We start from the raw sequence: 18,024 nt of genomic DNA on the forward strand, positions 1-18,024 counted from the left end.
CCTACAGTACCATGCGCAAATTCATATGGACCATGCTGCTCTTATCGGGCATCATAACCGCAAGAGGGCAGGAGCTTAATTCGCCCCAGCTTACTCAATACTTGGCAGATAACCCGTTTGTTCTATCACCGGTTTATGCGGGTATAGGAGACCATGTAAAAATTAGGCTTAACGGTCTTACACAATGGGTAGGAATCAAAGACGCACCACAAACACAGTCTCTGGCAGCAGATATGCGTTTAGGTGAAAAATCCGGTATAGGTCTATTTTTATATAATGATAAAAACGGATATACCAAACAACAGGGTGCCAGGGTATCTTTTGCTCATCACTTAACTCTAGACAGATATGATGATGAATTTTTATCCTTTGGTCTTTCTTACAACTTTAACCAGTTTAGAATAGACATTGATAAATTTGTGGATGCCAATCTTGATCCGGGAGTTATTAACAACCGCCAAACTAGCAATCATAACTTTGATGTTGGGGTACTGTACAGATATGGTAAATTCTACATAAGTGGTAATGCATCCAACCTTTTAGGCAAGGATCCTAGCAGTTTTACCTTTAATGCAGATGAACCTAATGAACTAAGAAACTACTACGTATATACCGGATACAGATACAGAAAAAATAAAAACAGTGATCTAGAAATAGAGCCATCTTTACTCTTTAAAATGTTTGAAAGTGATGGTCGTTCAGAAACCGATTTAAACCTAAAATTTAGATGGTACAATTTTGAAGACTATTTCTATGCCGGTGTTAACTACCGTTTTTTGAACGATCAAATAGGTAGCCCACTTTTTATAGCGCCTTTTGCAGGTCTAAAAAAGAACAATTTCTACTTTGGGTATTCCTATCAAATAATTCTAAATGAATTACTTACTTATAGTACAGGTACCCATGTAGTAACTATTGGTGTAGATTTGTTTCAAGGACTTAGTAATTGTCGTTGTACGTATTAAGTGGCAAAGTTGTTCAAAATACCTGTACGATTATGGAAATTACAGCCTAGCTTTCTATTCTAATCTCGGCCGTTTCAATTAAGTTTGCAAAAATAAATTTGATTTTGGACAAGGTTAAAGTTAATAATATAAGGGTCTATGCCCACCACGGTTGTTTAGAGGAAGAAACTGCCATAGGTAGCGAATATTTGGTGAATGTGTCTGTAGATGCCAATTTAACCAAAGCTTCAATTTCCGATAGATTATCCGATACGGTTGATTATGTTCATATTAACCATATCGTGAAAGAGGAAATGAAAGTGCCTTCTAAACTTTTGGAACATATTGGTAAACGTATTATAGATCGTATTTTTAACGAAATTCAAATTGTTCAAAAAGCAGAAGTTGAGGTTTCAAAAATAAACCCTCCTATAGGTGGTGATGTTGAAAAAGTGACCATAGTTTTAAAGGAAAAGCGAAAAAAATAACGTACCCAATACACTAAATCATCATTCTAAATAACTGCAAATCTTTATACTTAGCTCTTTTTATGTACGATGTAAATAGCCATTGTGAAAAAAAAGTAAAGTAAAAATAACATTTCCATCAAAAAAACTATCTTTGCACCTGCAAATGGCATCGTGGCCGAGTGGCTAGGCAGAGCTCTGCAAAAGCTTGTACAGCAGTTCGAATCTGCTCGATGCCTCAACAAAAAACCTTCGTGTACAACGAAGGTTTTTTTGTTTTAAATACGAAACATCCAGAGCAAGTATATCATTACAATACTCCCTATTATTTAGCTAAAGCTTTTCTATACGTTCAATACCGTTTTCTATATTAAACTGGTCTTTTGGTAAAAAACCTTTGATTATTAGCACTATACCACATATAATCAAAATAATACCAAGTCCTTTTTTAATGAAAAATATTCTGTTTACCGTTAGTTTCTTCTTTAACTGTTTCGCCAGAAGAATCTTAAATATATCCGTTACAAAATAAGCCCCTACCATTGCAGAAAAGAACACTACAATACGGTTAGGGTCATTATCCAAACTAGGTCCTACCACAATGATAATACCCAACCAAAATACCAAAACCCCAATATTTATAAAATTCAGCAGAAAACCTTTTACGAACAGACCTAGATAATCGCTTTTCTTAACTTTTATATTAGTTTCTACCTGTTTGGGAGGTTTTTTAAATATGGTAACAATACCATACACCAGAAGTATTGCACCTCCAAAAACATACAGACCCGGCTGGTTGCTTAAATTTTCAAGAAGTTGAAAACTACTAAAATAAGCAAGAACAAGAAAAACACCATCTGCAAGAATAACCCCAAAATCAAAAATAAGGGCGGCCCTAAATCCTTTAATGGCACTTGTTTCCAAAAGAACAAAGAAAACAGGCCCAATCATAAAGCTTAAAAAAAAGCCTAATGGAACTGCTGCCTGAATGTCTTCCCACATGCGTTATTCTTGGTATTCTTTACTATTAATTTTAAAGCAAAATGTAGTTTTATCCCTTCCTGATAAGAAATTGGAAAGACTACACCACAAAGCTAAGGGATTAAAACTGGAATAAAAACCGATTACATTCGTGTTACCGTACCACCAAACACAGTTTTTTCATCCATTTTTTTAGGATTGCCGTACACCAAAACCTCTCCGCCGGCCTTTACAGTGGCCTTTACATAATCCGATGCGTAAATCTCTGCACGAGATCCGGCATTCACATTTATAGTAGAAAACTTAGTTATGAATTCTTTACCCTCATAAACACCACCGGTATTTATGACAATATCCTGTAAATTAGAGGAGCCACTGGTTGAAATCATTCCACCGGTAACTGTCTTTACCAACATCTGTTCAACTTCGGCATTAATTTCCAGTTCGCCACCTTCTTGGGCCTTAAGCTCAATAACTTCTTGTTTTATAGATTCATCCGAAACTATTCTAGCATCTTCGTTAACGTCTATAACAATAAGTTTTTCGGTATAGTACAAATCAACAAAAGTTCTGTACCCACTAAAAATTTTACCTATTTGCATTCTTATTTTAAGAACACCATCATTATTAACAATAGCTACCTTATCTATATTCTCACCGGATATAACGGCCTTATTCTCATTTGCCTTGATAAGCTTAATGGAAAGACCATCAAAAGCCTTAACCTCTGAGAATTTAGTTAAGTCTTGAGTCATAGTAGCATCTTGGGCAAAAGTGACTTGAAGCCCAAGAATACAAATGACAAGCAAAACGAACTTTTTCATAATGTACCTTTTTAGGTTATTTTGATAGTTCAAAGACAAAATCCGTTCCAAAAGAACCGATTACTACTCATGCTTTCCCAAAAGAGAGAAATCTAAATGACGTTTTACCAAATCTGAGTTTTTTACCATGACTACTACTTCATCACCCAATTGGTAAGTTTTCTTTGTCCTTTCTCCTACAATTGCGTACTCCTTTTCGTCAAAGGTATAATAATCATCCTTTATATCGCTGATTCTCACCATACCTTCGCACTTGTTCTCTATAATTTCAACATAAATACCCCATTCGGTAACTCCACTAATAACACCAACAAACTCTTGGTCTTGGTGGTCTTGCATAAACTTGATCTGCATGTATTTAATGGAATCTCTTTCTGCACTGGAAGCTAAGTACTCCATATCTGAAGAATGTTTACATTTCTGTTCATAAACCTCTTCTTTTACAGATGCACCACCATCTAAATAATGTTGCAATAAACGATGTACCATTACATCCGGGTATCTTCTAATTGGCGAGGTAAAATGCGTATAGTAATCGAACGCTAAACCGTAATGCCCAATATTATCCGTTGTATAAATAGCCTTGCTCATACTACGTATAGCAAGTGTATCTACCAAATTTTGTTCTTTCTTGCCTTTAACATCGCTCAAAAGCTGATTTAGAGACGCGCTAATGGATTTTTTATCCTTAAAGTCTAACTTGTGCCCAAACCTGGAAACAATACCGTTAAGAGCTATTAATTTATCTTCATTAGGATCATCGTGAATACGATATACAAACGTCTTTTTAGGTTTTTGTTTGCCTATGAACTCGGCCACTTTTCTATTGGCCAGCAGCATAAATTCCTCAACTAACTTATTGGCATCCTTAGATTCCTTAAAGAATACTCCAACGGGCTCACTTTCTTCGTTCAGGTTAAAACGTACTTCTACCTTATCAAAAGAAAGAGCACCTTCTTGCATACGTCTGCCCCTCATAATTTTGGCCATCCTATCCATTTCCAAGGTAGCGTTTACTACATCTTCAGGAACGGTATAGGCATCTTCACGAATAGAAATTTCTTTTGGAATACTTCCTTCCTTGGTTTCAATAATATGTTGGGCCTCTTCATAAGCAAAACGCTCATTGGAATTTATAGCCGTTCTACCAAACCACTGGTTCTTGATATTGGCATCCTTATCCATTTCAAAAATTGCGGAGAAGGTATATTTTTCTTCATTGGGCCGTAACGAACAAGCGTTATTGGACAATACTTCTGGAAGCATGGGAACCACACGATCCACAAGATAAACGGAAGTAGCTCTTTCATAAGCCTCATCATCCAAAATGGTATCCGGTACCAAGTAATGAGAAACATCTGCAATGTGAATACCTATTTCATAATTACCATTTTCCAGTACTTCAAAAGAAAGTGCATCATCAAAATCCTTGGCATCCTTAGGATCTATGGTGAAGGTTAAAACCTCTCTCATATCCCTTCTTTTGGCTATTTCTTCTTCTTTTATAGAAGTATCAAGAGTATCTGCAAAACGTTCAACCTCAGTAGGAAATTCATACGGAAGTCCGTATTCTGCTAAAATAGCATGTATTTCTGTGTTATGCTCTCCTGGTTTTCCCAAGACCTCAATAATTGTCCCGGTGGGTGAATCGTCTTTGTCTTCCCAACCATCCAATCTAACAATAACCTTATCGCCATCATTAGCTCCTTTTATACTATCTTTTGGAACAAAGAAATCCGTGTACATTCTAAAATCCGTGGGACGTACAAAAGCAAAGGTCTTTTGTAAATCTACAATACCCACAAACTCCGTTTTCTTACGTTCCAGGATATTGGTAATCTCACCTTCTAATTTCTTGCCCTTTCTCCTTGGAAAGATGTACACCTCTACAGTATCTCCATGAAAGGCCTTTTTAACTTTATTGGCAGGAATAAAAACATCATCCTCCATATCTTCTATGACAATATAAGCATTGCCCCGGCCAGTAAGATCAACGGTACCTGTGTGGTATTTTTTGGAAGAAGCCAAGGCCATATAATTACCTCTCCCTTCTTCTTGTATTCTTTTCTTTTCTCTAAGTTGGCCCAACCTTTTTATTAATTGGTTACGGTCCTGAGTATTGTTAAGGCCAAGTTTGGCCGCTATTTGTTTATAATTGAAACTCTTTTTAGGTTCTTTCTCCAATACGGTAAAGATTCCTTTTGTTATCTCGTTGTTTCTATGATTACGAGCTTTCTTTTTGTTCTTTGACATTAACTATCTTTAATTTATACGGTAAATTACGAATTATAATCCATTACATCCGTTATTGAACATCCTTGATCTCAAAACAAGGTTATCAACAACTATATTATAATCTGTTTTTCTTTTTTAAAATTTAAAATAAAATTGGTGGTTATTATAGAGTGTTAATAAGGCTTATAAAAATTTGAAGAAATAGTTGTTCCATGTTACTTAAAGAAGTTGTTGACAATTTGTACCGATCTAATATAACACAGAATCAGGATGATAACTACATTATCAATATTCGTTGATAAGCGATATCAACATAAATTATTTAATAAGTAAACGTAAATTTAATGTTAATTACCTCCAATAACATTTTGATAGCGTATTACAAAATGGGTAAAAATAATTTTCTCAATTAGAGATTAGTTTTGTAGAGTACTATTCAGGTGAGAAATCAAAATTTAAGATCTACTTTCTTTTGCAAGGTTATTAACAATATAAACACCTTTTAACAATAACAAATTAACAATGAACAAGTGTTTACAGAAAACTAATGTTGTGAACCCTATCCATGTTGTGGTAAAGCACTAGTATTTGTACCTTTGAGAGCTATAAAAGGGTTTTATACACTTATAAAACTGTACAAATTTAAGCTTCTAACAAGATTACGCATAATGAAAATAGCTATTGGAAACGATCACGCGGGTACAGATTATAAATTGGCCATCGTTGGTTTATTGAAATCTATGAATATAGAGGTTAGCAATTACGGAACTGACGGAGCTGATAGTGTTGATTATGCAGATTTTGTACATCCTGTTGCCTCAGATGTTGATAACGGTAATGTTGATTTTGGAATTATTATTTGTGGTAGCGGTAACGGTGCCTCAATGACTGCCAACAAACACCAAAAAGTACGTTGTGCTTTGTGTTGGACAAAAGAAATTGTTCAATTAAGTAGAGAACATAATGACGCTAATATATTAAGTCTACCGGCTAGATTTATTTCATTACCACAGGCATTGGAAATGGTAAAGACCTTTTTGAATACCAATTTTGAGGGAGGTAGACATGAAAGGAGAATAGAAAAAATTCCTTGTAAGTAAGCTTCCAAAGTTTTACTTTTAAAAAGGAAAGTTTCGTTATAGTCACTTTCTTATCCAACCATCTTGCTAAATTACCAGATGTTTATAACTGGAGCAATCTTGTTATGAAGGTTATGAGGTATCCAAATATGTTCAATACAATGTGAATCCATTTTAATATGGGTAGTGTATTATTGATGTAATCAAGTTCCCAAACTATTGTTTTTGCTTAAAAGATGGTTTTAGAACAGTTGCCGCAATAAAAACATCAAGGTTAAGGAGTTTTACAACATTCTTAAGACATAAAAGACATCGTGTATCACAAATTAGGTTTTCAGAACGTTACTATTCAACTTAAATACCAAAATGTAAAAACACGTAAATAATTGTACAAGATTGATAGTATGATGGAAATAAATGTAAAATCATTTGAAGCGCTTACCAAATTGGAACTTTACCATATTCTTAGGTTACGAAGTGAAGTTTTTGTTGTTGAACAGGATTGTGTTTACCAAGATATAGATGATAAAGATCAAAAAGCGTTACATGTTATAGCCACTAAAAACAATGAAATAGTTGCTTATACCCGAATATTTAAACCGGGAGATTATTTTGATGAAGCAAGTATTGGTAGGGTAGTGGTTAAATATTCCGAAAGAAAATACGGTTATGGAAAGGATATTATGAAAGCATCTATTGCGGCGGTAGAGGAACACTTTAATACGCCGGTCATGAAAGTATCCGCTCAATTATATCTAGAACGTTTTTATCATACTTTAGGTTTTGACCAAGTAGGAGATGGCTATCTTGAAGATGGCATACCGCATATAGGTATGGTTAGAAAATAAAAAAGGTCCGTTACATACGGACCTTTTTGTTTCTTATGATTGTAATGTTATATACGAATAGGTTCTTTATTGGATAGGTTAATATCTTCCAACATATTGTCAGTAAACTTGTAATGCCCCTTGGTGGTTATAATTCTGAATCTATTGGAATTCATTCTGCTTAAGGTATCCAAGAAAAGCCACTTGGTTTTTAGCAGTCTGGGTTTAGATGATTTCAGGCTTATTTCAAAGTAATATTTTCTACCGTTTTTAAGCGCTACTATGTCTGGGGTAATTTTGGAATCCGTACCTTTTCTAACATAGGATTTGGGAGTATCGTACCCCTCAATATCCGCTTTAATATCTTCGAAACCTGTGGCTTCAAGATGATTGATCGACTTCTCTAAAAACTCCTGATTTTCTGACTTTTCTGTTCTTACCATAAAGGATAAGATATAAAAAATAACCGCAATTGCAAATTTTTAGTGTTGATTAACAGCATTTTAAGAGCGCGGAGTCTTTCAATTTGTACATTGTATTCAATTTTACAGAACCGACTGACCGGTCTAATTGGATACAATACGGAAATAAAAATCAACTATTTTCATCGTTTAAAAACATGTTGATAACGCTGTAAGTAAATCAAAACCAAAGCTTAAAGCTATAATATAACTTTACAGACTGATCAGTCTAAAAAATCTGTTAAGCCAATCTTTTGGCAACACCGGTTTCTTCTAGAAAATCGAGCTTTAAAATAAGGTTTAATGGTTTTTCGGCCTTGTTTTTTGTGGATGCGTACAGGTATCCTTCGTTCCTATGGTTCAACTCACTAATCTTAATTTTACCATGAAGCTCTTTATCAGGCACAATGTATTTTTTTAAGTTTGATGAGGTAATAGATCGGGCCGTTAAAAGGTCTATTAGTTTTTGTCTATTTACCAAGGTAATTTTACACGAAGTAAACTCATCGGGCGCATCCGCATAAATTGAAGTTATCAATGCGTAGAAATCCGTTTTTTTTGAAGTGTCAAACAACCAACCTTCTTTTAATATACCGTTCTTCTGGTAACTTAGTTCAAAGGCAAAAGTGGGTAAATTTTCATTTAGGTAATCTAGTTGGGCCTTTTCGTCAATAGAATAACTTTTACCACTGGCTTTACGGGTGAAAATTAAATCTATACCCGCCATTTGCTGTTTCATATGGGACACTCGCTCAAAAGAGTATTGCTTTAGATATTGACGGTAATAGCTATCTAATAAAATGTACAGCTTCTGCTCCCTTTCCAAATCTGACTTGAAATTACTTTGAAGCGGCATAGTACGGTTTTTAGGATTACGCAGAAGAACTAAACCTGAATTTTAGTAGCCAAGGCTTCTGCAATCTTTTCTACTACGCCTACCACAAGGGCATTTCCCATAAAAAAGGCGCGTTTGGTATCACTTATACCTTCTAATAACGTATGATTATCCGGAAACATATTTAAACGTTCCAATTCTACAGGTGTCAATCGTCGCAATCCTTTTGATGTCTGCACTACATGTTTAAAACGTGAAGGCGATTTTCCACCTTCACCGGTAATAATGGTCCTTGACGCGTTGTCCAGAGCATCGGGAAAAATCATCCCGCCTTCACTATAATTATAGGTAAAACCGGTTTTGGCCGTTCGTACTTCTTTTTTAGCTCCTTTTAAATATTCCCATTTAGGAAAATCCTCTTCGGGAATAAAAAATTCAGGCGTTACTTCACCATTTTGGAGCACATCCCCTAAAACAGTACGTTTACCATCATAACTGGCTTGCGTTTTTACCGTAAATACTTTTCCGTTTATGAACACTCCCGTATTTTGAAAGGGAGAAAGTTTTTCACCCAAATTAAAATTGTTCGAAATATGGACCAAATCACCCTCAATTTCAAAGGAAATCGGTTTTTGAGTGGTTTGTTGCACAGGAAAAGCAGAAGCTATAGTACCTTCTGAAAGTACCCAATCCGCTGAAACGGACTTTTTAAGTTTTTTGTAAAGCGAAGTTGATTTGTGATACCCTAAGAAAAATATGCGTCTGCGCCGTTGTGGCATTCCATAGTCCGCGGCATTAATAACCCGCCATTCTACGGCATAACCCAGATCATCCAAACTTTTCAACATAATGGCAAAATCACGCCCACGTTGGGCAGAAGGTGATTTTAATAAACGGTCTACATTTTCAAGAAATAAGTATTTAGGCGGATTCTTTTTTTCCGAAAGTATTTTATGAATACTCCACCACAGCACGCCTTTTTTACCAATAAGTCCTTTGGAGTTCTGTAATGTAGTAGCTACGGAGTAATCTTGACAGGGAAATCCGCCTACCAGAAGGTCTGCATCGGGTATGGTTTGCGTTTCAACTTCCGCAATATCTTGGTTACTGTGGTTTTCTTTGCCAAAATTGGCCTCATACACCAAAGAAGCATGTTGCGCTTTGGTTGAAGGTTCCCATTGGTTGCTCCAGACTACCTCATATTGTCCGGTTTTTTCCAGGCCTAGGCGAAATCCGCCTACTCCTGCAAAAAGTTCTATTGCCTTGAGTTTGCTCATTTGCGATAAAATTACATAATTTCACTAAGGCAAAGTAAACATGATAATAGATTTAAAAATGAAGCGATATAGGTTAGGGGTTTTAGTTACCGGTTTTTTTGTGCTTTTTCTGGTTTCGTGCACCAAACAGAGTGAGAGAGAAGCAAAACTATTACAGACCATTACAGATGTAAAAAAACAATACGCTCCGGACAAACGAACGGCGCTTTTTGATGTTCACACCTTTATAGATACTGAAAAGTATATTTTAATGGGCGAAAGTAACATCCCTGAAGCGGTAGAACTTTTGAAAACCACCTTAGATGCTGAAAATATTATCTATGAAAGTAGAATTGAAATTTTACCTTCTAAAAATTTAGAGGGCAAAACTAATGCGGTAATCAATATTTCAGTGGCGAATCTTAGGAGTAATCCCAAACACTCTGCTGAGCTGGCAACGCAGGCCACATTAGGTACACCGGTAAAAGTCTTTAAGAAAGAAGGCGATTGGTTCTATATTCAAACCCCGGATAAATATCTGTCATGGGTAGATGCTGGTGGAATTGTTCTGATGGATGATTCCGAGGCCAAGAACTGGAAAAGCACGAACAAGATTATTTATACGCAAACTGCAGGCTATGCTTATGAAAAGGCAGAAGTAGGTCAGCGGGTATCGGATTTGGTAGCGGGAGATATAATAAAACTAGAAGGCGAAACCGATGATTATTATGAAGTGCAGTACCCAGATGGTAGAAAGGCCTTTGTAAGCAAAGAAGAAGCAGAACCGTATGAAACTTGGTTGGAAAAATTAAACCCTGATCAAGAGAGCCTTGTAGCGACTTCAAAAACCCTTATGGGTGTTCCCTATTTATGGGGAGGAACCTCAACAAAGGGTATGGACTGTAGCGGGTTTACCAAGACCATCTTTTTTCTTAACGGAATGGTTATTCCTAGAGACGCTTCGCAGCAGGTGCATACGGGTAAAGCCATTGATTCTGTTATGAATTTTGATAAGCTGCAAAAAGGCGATTTGCTGTTCTTTGGAAGAAAAGCCACGGACTCAACCACGGAAAAAGTGGTACACGTAGGTATGTGGATCGGGAACAATGAGTTTATACATGCCTCAGAGATGGTACGTATAAGCAGTATGGACAAAAATGCCGATAATTATGACGAGCATAACCATAACCGTTATTTGCGCTCAAAACGCATCTTAAAGGAAAATGATGATGCTTTGATCAGCTTGGTTAAAAACCCTGTTTTTAAGGATTAGGGGATATCTAATTAGGAAAATGATATTATAATCTAAAAATATCGCTGCAATATTTTCGTAACCGAAGCCTTAAAAGAATAACCAAAAAGGTTTAAATGCACTAAGAGATAGTAAAGTTGATAAAGATGTGTTCGTTCTTTTTCATTACCAATTGGTGCAAAATGTTCTTGATAGGCATTGTAGAAAGAAGCACCAAAACCTCCAAAGAGCCGGGTCATAGCCAAATCTACTTCATGATGGCCAAAATACACCGCTGAATCTATTAAATAAGGGGTGCCTTTTTTTGATATAAGATAATTTCCGCTCCATAAATCGCCATGTAATAAAGATGGTTTTGTGTGGGGAAATAGATTTTTACAATTTGTTAAAAGTTGGTTTTCGGAAGGAACTTCGTCATCATTCAGCCTACCTGTATCTTTTGCCAGTTGCAATTGGGGAACAAGTCGTTCTTTCACATAGAACTCCGCCCAATCCAGATGATTGGAATTGGACTGCTCAAGATTGCCAATATAATTGTCCGTGGAGAACCCAAATTCGTCTTGGGTTGTATAGTGGTGTAGGGCTGCCAGTTGATGACCCAAAAGTTCAAAGTCGGTTTTTGAAGGGCGTTTGGCTTCAATATAATCCATCACCAAAAATCCGCCCTTTTCTAAGGGTTCGCAGAGTAAAATATTGGGTACGCTTATCGTTTTGGATTTGGCAATGGCTTGCAAACCTAATTTTTCGGCCTTAAACAACTCATAACCATTGTCTCTTCGGTTGATTTTACAAAAGAAACGTTCCGTTTCGGTTTCCAGCAAGTAGGCTCCGGAAATATCACCCCCAGAAACGGATTGGATACGTTCAATATTCACACAGAGCAAATAGGCAATATGTTCCTTTAGATGTTTATCCACGCTACGAAGTGTATGACATTAACAATGACTTTTTCAATCCAATGCAAAAGCAATAATGGTATTCCCCCTTTTGGTTCCTAATTTTCCACCACCACAAGCTAGAGCAATAAATTGTTTTCCGTTTACTTCATATAGGGCTGGTGTTGCAAAGGCCGGGGCAGGTAGTTTATATTCCCACAGTTTTGTTCCGGTATGTTTGTCGAAAACCCTAAAATAACCATCGCGGGTAGCAGCTATAAACAGGAGTCCGTTTTTCGTAATTACAGGGCCTCCGTAGTTTTCTGTTCCTGTTCCGGTGATGCCTTTTTCCAAGAGTTCCGGGGATTCGCCCAAAACAATAGACCAAATATACTCTCCGGTATTTAAATTAATGGCATGCATTGTTCCCCATGGCGGGTCTATGGCCGGCAGCCCGTTCTTATCCAAAAATTTATGGTAGCCCAAATGTTTGTAGGGTGTTCGATATCCTTTTTCATAATTATTGTTTTCGGCAACGTTATGTTTAATTTCCTGATTGAACAGAAAACGGATGAGTGCATCTTTTTCCTTCTGTTTCAATTGTGGAAAACCCGTCATCATCCCTTTCCCGTTTGCAATGATAGAAGAGATTTCATTTTTAGATTTACGGAGTTCAATATCTACCAATGAAGGGAATCCGCTTGCGGCCAGTCCTTTTCTATCCGCTTGATGACAGCTTACACAATATTTACTATAGGTAGCCTCGCCCAAGGGCAAGGTTTCTAACTTGGTGTCGTTTACGCCCATTTGCATAATCCAGGGCATCTCGTTAGAATTCACATAAATAATCCCTTCTTCAGGGTCGGCCCCTGTACCGCCCCATTCCGCGGCCCCATCGTAACCGGGCAAAAGTAAGATAGGATCTAAACTTGGTGGAGTATAGATACGCTTGTCCAATTTGCTCAAAATGGCTTTAAGGGAATCTGGGTTTTCCGCATACGGACTCACATTATTTTCTGTGATGTCTGTGGATTGCCGTGCAAAAGGCTTCGGTTTTACGGGAATTGGCTGGGTTGGCCAAGTCTCCTCACCGTTCAAATTAGACGACGGTACAGGAACTTCTTCGATATCAAAAAGGGGTTCGCCCGTTTTTCGGTCAAAAACATACACATAACCTTGTTTGGTAACCTGAGCCACCGCAGCAATTTTTTTACCTCCTCGCTCTACCATCAAAAGATTGGGTGGGGCAGGAGGGTCACGGTCCCATAGATCATGATGCGTAAATTGAAAATGCCATAGCCTTTGGCCCGTATTCGCATCCAAAGCCAACAGGCAGTCAGAATAAAGGTTGCTTCCTTTTCGGGCTCCCCCGTAAAAATCAGGTGCAGCGGAACCTATAGGCGCATATATGATTTCCAAATCCTCGTCTACCGCCATACCGGCCCAATTATTGGCCGCACCCACCTCATCACTTAAATAAGCATTTTCTTCCCACGTACAATAGCCTTCCTCCTCAGGATGCGGAATGGTATGGAAAACCCACTCTACGGCCCCTGTAATGACGTTGAACGCCATAAGATTTCCCGGAGCGGCACCAGAACCTTCGGAGAGCCGAAGGGGCATTACAATGAGGTTTTTAAAAATAGTTCCTGGCGTATTGGATATCACGAACTTTTCCCGTGCACTTTCGGGCATTCCTGAGCGCAGGTCTATTTTACCGTTATCGCCAAAAGTGGATATGGGCTTTCCCGTTAGGGCATCCAAAGCAAAAAGATGAGGTCCGCGTGTACAGAGAATCCGCTTGTCGTCACCCTCTTCCCAATACGACACGCCCCTGCTGGTAGAATGCCAAACTTGTATGGAATCGCCAAACTGCCAAATTTCCTTACCCGTTTTGGCATTTAAAGCTACCACTCTGAGCGCTGCGGTAACCCCGTACAGTATACTATCCACCACCAAGGGGTTCATCTGTATCTGGCCCCAATCTGCCGCTTCATACGTCCAGGCCACTTTTAGGTCTTTTACGTTTTCTTTGGTAAACTCGGAAAGGGTGGAGTAGTGACTACGGCCCGGGTCTCCCAAATAGGAAGACCATGTGGTATAGGCCTTATTTGCTGGTTCTTGTTTTGTATCTGATTGACAACTAAAAAACAGAATACCCAGAGCAGTGCACAACAGGGGTAAAATTATTTTTTTTGAAAACATATAGGAGAAAGTATAGCTTTCCTAAATGTAGGCAAAAACTGAAAACTAGGGTGCAATGAAATTTCTACCAATCAAATTCTACTGTTTCATTGGGTTTTAGAGTAACCTCTTTCTGTTTACTTCCGTGTTTTAAAACGGTAGCTCCTCCGGTAGCGGAATGTATTTTTACTTTAGTTGGTACTTTGTTGCTCCAAGTAATGGCAATTTCAAAATTTCCACGAGCTTTTAGACCTTCAACGAAGCCATTGGCCCACACATCTGGCAAAGCAGGTAAAAGCTGAATCTCTTGCATAGAGGACTGTACCAACATTTCTACTACTGCAGCGGCTCCGCCAAAATTCCCGTCAATTTGGAAAGGTGGGTGTGCATCAAACAGGTTGGGATACGTTCCACCTCCTTTTTCATAGGAAGCACGTACACCATCTGGAGCAACATAACGCAACAGTTCACGATATTGTTTGTACGCTCGGTTTCCATCTAATAAGCGAGCCCAAAGATTAATACGCCATCCTTTTGACCATCCTGTAGTTTCATCTCCCTTAATGTTTAAAGTGGTCCTTGTGGCATCTGCCAATTCCGGTGTTTTTTCCGGACTGATATGATGCCCAGGGTACAAGCCGTACAAATGCGATTGGTGACGGTGTTTGGGATCTACATCTTCCCAATCATGATACCATTCTTGTAAATTCCCTTTTTTTCCTACTTGGTACGGATATAGTTTGGCCAGTGCCTTTTTTAGTCGAGTTCTGAACTCCACATCTGTTTTTAGGGTTTCTGATGCTGCTATGGTCTGCTGAAAACATTCCCTGATCATGGCAAGGTCGGATGTTGAACCGTACGAGGTTGAACCTTCATATCCGTCTGAAGTAATAAATTTGTTTTCCGGTGATGTTCCAGGGGAAGTCACCAAATTTCCTTTTTCATCTTCTACGAGCCATTCCAAACAAAACTCTGCCGCTCCTTTCAGTAGGGGGTAGGCTTTATCCTGTAGAAAATCCAAATCCTGAGAAAACATATAGTGTTCCCATAAATGAGAGCTTAACCAAGTTCCTCCCATATTCCAGTTGGCCCAATTGACTCCACCTTCACCAAAGTCGCCCACAGGGTTGCTCATCGCCCAAATGTCCGAATTATGGCATGCGGCCCATCCACCGGCACCGTAAAAGGTCTTTGCAGTTGTTTTTCCCGTTTGTGCTATATTTTCTATAAAGCCCAACATGGGTTGGTGCATTTCGGAAAGGTTGGCATTCTCTGCTAACCAATAGTTTTCCTCTGCATTAATGTTTAAAGTATAATTACTGCTCCATGGCGGTCTTATGTAGGGGTTCCAAATTCCTTGTAAATTGGCAGGTACATTTGGGGTTCTAGAACTGGAAATCAGCAAATAGCGCCCATATTGAAAATAGAGTATTTCCAGATTTTTATCTTCTTTGCCTTTGGCATAGCGTTTTAAACGCTCATCTGTGGGCAGGTCTTCGGCGGTAGTTTCTCCAAGGTCTAGATGCACTCGGCTAAAATATTTCTGATGGTCCGTCAGATGGGCATCCAATATGGATTCAAAAGATTTTGAGCTTGCTTTTGAAAGTTGTGAGACCGCAATGGCTTTATGGTCTGCCCCTTCAGTAGCTGGGTTTTTATCAAATCCATTGAAACTCGTGGCCATTGAAATATAGATAACCGCTTCCGTAGCATTTTTCAGGGAGACGGATTTGTCTGTGCTGACTAATTCTCCATCCGTATGCTTTATTTTGAAAAGTGATGTAAAACGTGTTCCCCTATTCGGGTCAAACTGTACCGGATTCGGAATTTTACCACGGTAACTGGGTTCTACATGATAAGGGGCGTAACCGCTTACTTCTAGAGTAGATTCGTTACTCATAACCTCATATTTAAGCAAACTGTTAAATGCAACATTAAAATTAAGCGCTCCTTTTTTACTGCTCTTTAGCCTAATGACCATGGCCTGTTCATCATGGGAAATAAGATACTCACGGGTAAATGTGGTGCCATCTACCTCATAGGTTACGGTAGAAAGCGCTTTTTCTAATTCAAGCTTACGCAGATAGGATATGGATTTGTTTTTATGCTCGAAATTAAGGTAAAGTGTACCCAAAGGCATATACGATTGGGAAAAGCTTCCCTGTAGTTTGGTTTGTAAAGAATCTGCTAGTTTATAATTTTCCTTTTTTAGCGCTTCGCGGATTTCCGCAACATTTCTATACGCTTCTGGACTCATATTAGGGTCTACGGGTTCACCGCTCCAAAGGGTGGCATCGTTCAGATAAATAGAATCCGTAGCAACACCGCCAAAGATTGATGCTCCAGCTTTTCCATTACCTAGAACCAAGGTTTCCTCAAAATGTTCGGCTGGCCGATCAAACCAAAGTGTATTTGCAGATTGTGACGAAACAAAGTTTACTGTAACCAGCGAAAATAATATAGATAGTACGGTGGCCGTTTTCAGCCAACTAATGAACGGTGTTAACATGAAAATGAAGGTATGTAGAATTAAACGGTAGCAAGATAGCTGCAATTCATAAACCACAATGGTATTATTTTTTCTAAATTAGGGCAAATTTCAACCCTAACGGCCCTATTTTTTGCATTGATCAAAAAAATCCGCAACGGCAGAAATTCTAACCCTATCCAACCAACATATGTCTCAACTAGCCGAAAATGTATCAAAACGTCTTTTTTCCTTAGACGTTTTTAGAGGTCTTACCATGTTTTTATTGATTGCCGAAGCAGCAGGTTTTCACCATAATTTTTCTGAACTGGCCGAGGGTACAGCTTTTTCGGGATTGGCGCACCAATTGCATCATCACCCATGGAACGGACTCTGGTTTTGGGATCTAATTCAACCTTTTTTCATGTTTATTGTAGGGGTGGCCATGCCTTTTTCTTTAAGAAAACGACTAGCCTCAGGAGATAAAAAAGGGGTTACCAAACACATCGTACGCAGATGTTTTTTGTTGTTCACTTTTGGTGTTTTACTGCATTGTGTTTACAGTCACGCTCTGGTCTGGGAACTATGGAATGTACTGGTACAATTGGCCTTTACTATTTTAATTGCATACGCGATAATGCAGCTTCCAAATAAAATACAGATTGGTATATCATTAGGGTTGTTGGTGTTGACCGAGATTTTGTATCGTGCATATAACCCGGCCGCACCATATGCACAGGGACACGAAAGTTTTGGTTCGTATATAGACATGTTGGTTATGGGGCAAGTAAATGATGGGTATTGGGTGTTCGTAAATTTTATACCTACTGCTGCACATACCATTTGGGGTGTTGTTTGCGGAAAAATGCTGTTGTCACATATACCTTCAGCAGAAAAAATAAAACCCTTTTTAATTTGGGGAACCGTTTTGGTCATTGTAGGATTTGCGATGGATTTTGCCGGTATTACGCCAATAGTTAAGCGTATTGCTACGAGTTCCTTTACCTTGGCATCTGGAGGTATCGCTATTTTAACGCTAACCCTTTTTTACTGGCTTATTGATATAAAGGGATATCAAAAAAATTGGTTGAAAATTTTCTCGGTGGTAGGTACGAACTCTATTTTTATCTATCTCTTTGCTGAAACCGTGGGTGTACAGTGGTTTAGGGGATTTGGTCAAATATGGACGGAAGGTTTGCTAGCTCCTATTGGCATTTCGGAAAATGTCATAATGGTTATTAATGCGCTGTTTGTACTGTATATTTTTTGGTACATTACCTACTTTTTGGACAAGCATAAGATTTACTTTAAAGTATAAACTCTTATCTCAAATATAA

General features: G+C 38.2%; 15 protein-coding genes and 1 tRNA gene. 7 read left to right on the forward strand and 9 right to left on the reverse strand.

Features of this window, described 5'->3' with window-relative positions:
• The first annotated feature begins 11 nt into the window (after positions 1-11).
• From H9565_RS01850 to H9565_RS01860, 3 genes are all read left to right on the forward strand, one after another.
• Entirely contained in the window at positions 12-965 is a 954-nt protein-coding gene (locus H9565_RS01850) for a PorP/SprF family type IX secretion system membrane protein (RefSeq protein ID WP_215436782.1), read from the forward strand.
• Between the two features lie 104 nt (positions 966-1,069).
• Entirely contained in the window at positions 1,070-1,432 is a 363-nt protein-coding gene (gene folB / locus H9565_RS01855; RefSeq protein ID WP_215436785.1) for a dihydroneopterin aldolase, read from the forward strand.
• 147 nt (positions 1,433-1,579) lie between these two features.
• Positions 1,580-1,650 (forward strand) — tRNA-Cys (locus tag H9565_RS01860).
• A gap of 94 nt (positions 1,651-1,744) precedes the next feature.
• On the opposite strand, the gene H9565_RS01865 is transcribed toward H9565_RS01860, so the two are convergent.
• The 3 genes from H9565_RS01865 to rnr form a co-directional block, all read right to left on the reverse strand.
• Positions 1,745-2,413 carry a LysE family translocator gene (locus H9565_RS01865; protein WP_215436787.1) on the reverse strand — a complete coding sequence of 223 codons (669 nt, stop codon included), beginning with the start codon at positions 2,411-2,413 and terminating at the stop codon, positions 1,745-1,747.
• 122 nt (positions 2,414-2,535) lie between these two features.
• Positions 2,536-3,216, reverse strand: a complete 681-nt coding sequence (locus tag H9565_RS01870) for a head GIN domain-containing protein (protein ID WP_215436789.1) — start codon at positions 3,214-3,216, stop codon at positions 2,536-2,538.
• Positions 3,217-3,279: 63 nt separating this feature from the next.
• Entirely contained in the window at positions 3,280-5,469 is a 2,190-nt protein-coding gene (gene rnr / locus H9565_RS01875) for a ribonuclease R (protein ID WP_215436792.1), read from the reverse strand.
• A gap of 650 nt (positions 5,470-6,119) precedes the next feature.
• On the opposite strand from rnr, the gene H9565_RS01880 reads away from it, so the two are divergent.
• Both H9565_RS01880 and H9565_RS01885 read left to right on the forward strand, forming a co-directional pair.
• Positions 6,120-6,551, forward strand: coding sequence for an RpiB/LacA/LacB family sugar-phosphate isomerase (locus tag H9565_RS01880; RefSeq protein ID WP_215436796.1), 432 nt, complete (start codon positions 6,120-6,122; stop codon positions 6,549-6,551).
• Between the two features lie 383 nt (positions 6,552-6,934).
• On the forward strand, positions 6,935-7,378 hold the full coding sequence (locus tag H9565_RS01885; RefSeq protein WP_215436799.1) for a GNAT family N-acetyltransferase: 444 nt from the start codon (positions 6,935-6,937) through the stop codon (positions 7,376-7,378).
• Positions 7,379-7,425: 47 nt separating this feature from the next.
• Here the strand turns inward: H9565_RS01885 and H9565_RS01890 are convergent, their stop codons facing one another.
• From H9565_RS01890 to dcm, 3 genes are all read right to left on the reverse strand, one after another.
• Positions 7,426-7,800, reverse strand: a complete 375-nt coding sequence (locus tag H9565_RS01890; RefSeq protein WP_215436802.1) for a hypothetical protein — start codon at positions 7,798-7,800, stop codon at positions 7,426-7,428.
• A 259-nt stretch (positions 7,801-8,059) separates the two neighbouring features.
• Positions 8,060-8,674: a hypothetical protein gene (locus H9565_RS01895; RefSeq protein ID WP_215436805.1), complete on the reverse strand. Its 615-nt coding sequence runs from the start codon at positions 8,672-8,674 to the stop codon at positions 8,060-8,062.
• Between the two features lie 29 nt (positions 8,675-8,703).
• A complete protein-coding gene (gene dcm, locus H9565_RS01900; RefSeq protein ID WP_215436808.1) occupies positions 8,704-9,930 on the reverse strand; it encodes a DNA (cytosine-5-)-methyltransferase in 1,227 nt (408 codons plus the stop codon).
• Between the two features lie 40 nt (positions 9,931-9,970).
• Here dcm and H9565_RS01905 point away from each other — a divergent pair, with 40 nt between their 5' ends.
• Positions 9,971-11,182: a C40 family peptidase gene (locus H9565_RS01905; RefSeq protein WP_246560211.1), complete on the forward strand. Its 1,212-nt coding sequence runs from the start codon at positions 9,971-9,973 to the stop codon at positions 11,180-11,182.
• A 32-nt stretch (positions 11,183-11,214) separates the two neighbouring features.
• Here the strand turns inward: H9565_RS01905 and H9565_RS01910 are convergent, their stop codons facing one another.
• From H9565_RS01910 to H9565_RS01920, 3 genes are all read right to left on the reverse strand, one after another.
• Positions 11,215-12,078: a fructosamine kinase family protein gene (locus H9565_RS01910; protein WP_215436811.1), complete on the reverse strand. Its 864-nt coding sequence runs from the start codon at positions 12,076-12,078 to the stop codon at positions 11,215-11,217.
• A 33-nt stretch (positions 12,079-12,111) separates the two neighbouring features.
• The gene (locus tag H9565_RS01915; RefSeq protein ID WP_215436814.1) at positions 12,112-14,241 is read right to left on the reverse strand and encodes a pyrroloquinoline quinone-dependent dehydrogenase; all 2,130 of its coding nucleotides are present in this window, start codon (positions 14,239-14,241) and stop codon (positions 12,112-12,114) included.
• Positions 14,242-14,305: 64 nt separating this feature from the next.
• Positions 14,306-16,729, reverse strand: coding sequence for a glycoside hydrolase family 95 protein (locus tag H9565_RS01920; RefSeq protein ID WP_215436817.1), 2,424 nt, complete (start codon positions 16,727-16,729; stop codon positions 14,306-14,308).
• Between the two features lie 169 nt (positions 16,730-16,898).
• Here H9565_RS01920 and H9565_RS01925 point away from each other — a divergent pair, with 169 nt between their 5' ends.
• Positions 16,899-18,005 (forward strand): acyltransferase family protein, encoded by a 1,107-nt coding sequence (locus H9565_RS01925; protein ID WP_215436820.1) that lies wholly within the window; start codon positions 16,899-16,901, stop codon positions 18,003-18,005.
• The last annotated feature ends 19 nt before the right edge of the window (positions 18,006-18,024 follow it).

This window comes from Zobellia russellii (assembly GCF_018728565.1).
GTDB lineage: Bacteria > Bacteroidota > Bacteroidia > Flavobacteriales > Flavobacteriaceae > Zobellia > Zobellia russellii.